The organism is Streptomyces sp., from assembly GCF_035645055.1.
Lineage (GTDB): Bacteria > Actinomycetota > Actinomycetes > Streptomycetales > Streptomycetaceae > Streptomyces.
In genome coordinates this window covers 1-4419 of record NZ_DASQNH010000009.1, presented here as the reverse complement: position 1 = coordinate 4419, position 4419 = coordinate 1, and the positions used below count along the sequence as shown (strand labels likewise).

Genomic DNA, 4419 nt, shown 5'->3' with positions numbered 1-4419 from the left:
GACACCTCCGGGGACCCGGACTTCGCGACGCTGCTGGAGCGGGTGCGCGAGACGGACCTGGCCGCCTACGCCCACCAGGACGTGCCGTTCGAGCGGCTGGTCGAGGTCCTCAACCCGGAGCGGTCACTCGCCCGCCAGCCCATGTTCCAGGTGCTGCTCGCCCTGCAGAACATGGAGCGGTCCGTGATCGGCCTGCCCGGCGTCCGCGCCGAGGTCGTCGCGCCGGGCGCCGGGGTCGCCAAGTTCGACCTGTCGTTCGCGCTGCGGGAGCTGCGCGACGGCGACCGGCAGCCGCACGGCATCACGGGCGTCGTCGAGTACAGCACCGACCTGTTCGACCCGGCCACCGTGGAGGCGGTCGTCACCCGCCTGGTCCGGCTCCTCGACGCCGCCACCGCCGCCCCCGGCACCCCGCTGAGCAGGCTGGACCTCGTCGGCCCGGCGGAGCGGCACCAGCTGCTCGACGGCTACAACGACAGCCGCCGCGACCTGCCTCCCCTGGACACGGTCACCCTGTTCACCGCGGCGGCCCGCCGGGACCCGGACGCCGTCGCCCTCGTCCACGAGAACCAGGTCGTCACCTACGGGCAGCTCGCCGGGCGGGCCGACCGGCTCGCGCACTGGCTGCGCGCGGCCGGGGTCGGCCCGGAGTCCGTCGTCGCCGTCCGCATGAAGCGCTCGCCCGAGCTGGTGACCGCGGTGCTCGGCATCTGGAAGGCGGGCGCCGCCTACCTGCCCGTCGACCCCGACTACCCGGCCGAGCGCATCGCGTACATGCTCGAGGACGCCCGCCCGCAGTGCGTGCTCGACGAGCTGCCCGACCTGACCGGGCAGCCCGGCACCGACCCCGGGGTGCGCCCGCACCCGGACGCGCCCGCCTACCTCATCTACACCTCCGGTTCCACCGGCCGGCCCAAGGGCGTCGTCGCCTCCCACCGGGGCGTGCACAGCCTGCTGACCGCCCAGCGGGAACGGCTGGGCGTGGGACCGGGCAGCCGCGTCCTCCAGTTCGCCTCGCCCAGCTTCGACGCGGCCTTTTGGGAGATCTGCATGGGCCTGCTCTCCGGCGCCACCCTGGTGCTGGCGCCGGCCGACCGGCTGCTGCCGGGCGCCGCCCTGGCCTCCGTCGTCGCCGAGCACGGGGTCACCCATGTGACGCTGCCCCCGTCCGCGCTCGCGGTACTCCCCGAGGACGCGCTGCCCGGGGTCACGCTCGTCGTCGCCGGTGAGGCCTGCCCGCCGGATCTGGCCGGGCGCTGGTCCACCGGACGCCGCATGATCAACGCCTACGGGCCGACCGAGACGACCGTGTGCGCCACGATGAGCGCCCCGCTGTCCGGCGCCGGTGTGCCCCCGCTGGGCACTCCGGTCGTCGACGCCCGGGTCTACGTGCTCGACGAGTACCTGCGGCCCGTGCCGCACGGCGTCGTCGGCGAGCTGTACCTCGCCGGTGCCGGACTCGCCCGCGGCTACCTGAACCGGCCGGCGCTGACCGCCGAACGCTTCGTCGCCGACCCCTTCGGCGCCCCCGGCTCCCGCATGTACCGCACGGGCGACCTGGCGCGCCGCCGCACCGACGGCACACTCGAGTTCGCCGGGCGCGCGGACCACCAGGTCAAGGTCCGCGGCTTCCGTATCGAGCCGGGCGAGGTCGAGGCCGCGCTCACCGAGCACCCGGCGGTGGCCGGCGCGGCCGTCGTCGCCGCCGGGGACCGGCTCGTCGCCTACGTGGTCGAGGACCGCGACGGCGCGGTGGCCGACCCCGCCGCCGGGACCGCGCAGGTCGACCAGTGGCACGCCGCCTTCGAGGCGCAGTACGGCACGGACGGAGGGGCCGCGCTCGGCGAGGACTTCGCGGGCTGGAACAGCAGCTACGACGGTGCGCCGATCCCGCTGGAGCACATGCGGCAGTGGCGCGCCGCCGCCGTCGACCGCATCCGCGGCCTGTCGCCCGAGCGGGTGCTGGAGATCGGTGTCGGCTCCGGCCTGATCCTGGCGAAGGTCGCCCCCCACTGCGCGGAGTACTGGGGCACCGACCTGTCCGAGTCGGCCGTGGAGCGCCTGCGCGAGCGGCTCGCCGGGCAGCCGTTCGCCGACCGGGTCACCCTGCGCGCCCAGCCCGCCCACGACGTCACCGGGCTGCCCGAGGGGTACTTCGACACGATCGTGCTCAACTCCGTCGTCCAGTACTTCCCCGGCTCCGGCTACCTCCTGGACGTCCTGGGCGCCCTCGCCCGGCTGCTGCGGCCCGGCGGTTCGGTGTTCCTCGGCGACGTGCGCAACCTGCGGACACTGCCCGCGCTGCGCGCCGCGGTGGAACTCCGGCGCGCGGGCTCGGCGGACGCGGCCGAGCTGCGCCGCCGGATCGACCTCGCCGTGCGCACCGAGGAGGAACTCCTCGTCGACCCCGACTTCTTCGCCACCCTCCCGGCGGCCCTGCCCGCGTTCGGGCGCGCCGACGTGTGGCTCAAGCGGGGCACGTCGCAGAACGAACTGACCGCTCACCGCTACGACGCCGTCCTGAGCACCCTGCCCGCCGCCCCGGAGCGCCCCGGGCGGGACACGCTCCGGTTGCGCTGGGGGCACGACGTGTCCGGCCCGGACGCGCTGGCCGCCGCACTCGCCCAGGCGGGGCCCGCCCCGGTCCGGGTCACCGGGGTGCCCAACGCACGGCTCGCCGCCGAGATCACGGCCCGCGACCTGCTCGCCGCGGGGGACGCGACCGCCGCCGCCCTGGCGCTGGCCGCGGACGGCGACGGCGTGGGGGCCGCCCCGCACCCGGAGGAGTTCGCCGCCCTCGCCCGCCGGCTGGGCCGCAGCGCCGAGCTGACCTGGTCCGGGGACGGCCGCGACGGTGAGCTGGACGTCGTGTTCACCGACCCCGAGCGGCCCCCGCGGTGCGGCGAGCTGTACGAGCCCGGACCGGCGCGGGCGCCCCTGGCGAACGATCCGGCCCGCTTCGCCGACCCCGCGGCGCTCGTGGTGCGGCTCGCCGACCACCTGCGGCGGAAACTGCCCGCGCACCTGGTCCCGGCGGCCATCGTGCCCCTCGACGCCTTCCCGCTGACCCCGAACGGCAAGCTGGACCGCGCGGCGCTGCCCGCGCCCGAGTACCTGTCCCAGGGCGGCGGGCGACCCCCGCGCACCCCGCGCGAGGAACTGCTGTGCGGGCTGTTCGCGGAGGTCCTGGGACTGCCCGGGGTCGGCATCGACGACAGCTTCTTCGCGCTCGGCGGACACTCGCTGCTCGCCGTCCGGCTCATCAGCCGGATCCGCGAGGTCTTCGCCGCCGACCTGGAGGTACGGCACCTCTTCGAGGCGCCGACGGTCGCGGAGCTGGCCCGGCTGATCGAGAGCGCCGCCGGTGACCGGCCGCGGCTCACCCCGTACCCGCGCCCGGACGCCGTACCGCTGTCCTTCGCCCAGCAGCGCCTGTGGTTCCTGGCCCGGCTGGACGGTTCCAGCGCCGTCTACAACTTCCCGCTCGCGCTGCGGCTGCGCGGCCGGCTGGACACCGCCGCGCTGGCCGCCGCGCTCGACGACGTCGTGGCCCGGCACGAGACGCTGCGCACGGTGTTCGCCGAGGACGGCGGAACCGCCCGGCAGGAGGTGCTCGCCGCCGGCCCCGCCCGCTTCGAGACCGCCGACAGCAGCGAGGCGCGGCTCGCCGACGACCTGGTCCGGGCCGCCGGCCACGCCTTCGACCTGAGCGCGGAACCGCCGCTGCGCGCCACGCTGTTCCGGCTCGGCCGCGAGGAGCACGTGCTGCTCCTGCTGCTCCACCACGTGGCCGGCGACGGCTGGTCGCTCGCGCCGCTGGCCCGCGACCTCGCCACCGCCTATGCCGCTCGGCGCGAGCGGCACGCCCCCGACTGGGCGCCGCTGCCCGTGCAGTACGCCGACTACACGCTGTGGCAGCGGGAGCTGCTCGGCGACGAGTCCGACGAAGGCAGCGCGGCCGCCCGGCAGATCGCCTTCTGGCGCCGCACCCTCGAAGGGGTGCCCGAGGAGCTGCCGCTGCCGCTGGACCGGCCCCGGCCGCCGGTGCCGGACCACCGGGGCGCGCGGGTCGCGTTCTCCGTCGGCGCCGAGACCCACCGCCGGCTCACCGAACTGGCCCGTGACCGTGAGGCGACGCTGTTCATGGCGCTGCACGCGGGCCTGGGGGCGCTGCTGACCCGGCTGGGCGCGGGCACCGACATCCCGATCGGCGCGCCCGTCGCCGGCCGTACGGACGTGGCCCTGGAGGACCTGGTCGGGTTCTTCGTCAACACGCTCGTGCTGCGCACGGACACCTCCGGGGACCCGGACTTCGCGACGCTGCTGGAGCGGGTGCGCGAGACGGACCTGGCCGCCTACGCCCACCAGGACGTGCCGTTCGAGCGGCTGGTCGAGGTCCTCAACCCGGAGCGGTCACTC

1 protein-coding gene is annotated in these 4419 nt (G+C 76.2%); it reads left to right on the top strand.

Annotation, left to right across the window (positions count from 1 at the left end; genetic code table 11):
• The coding region (locus VE614_RS02870; RefSeq protein WP_324931396.1) for an amino acid adenylation domain-containing protein at positions 1-4419 on the top strand (4419 nt) is incomplete at both ends.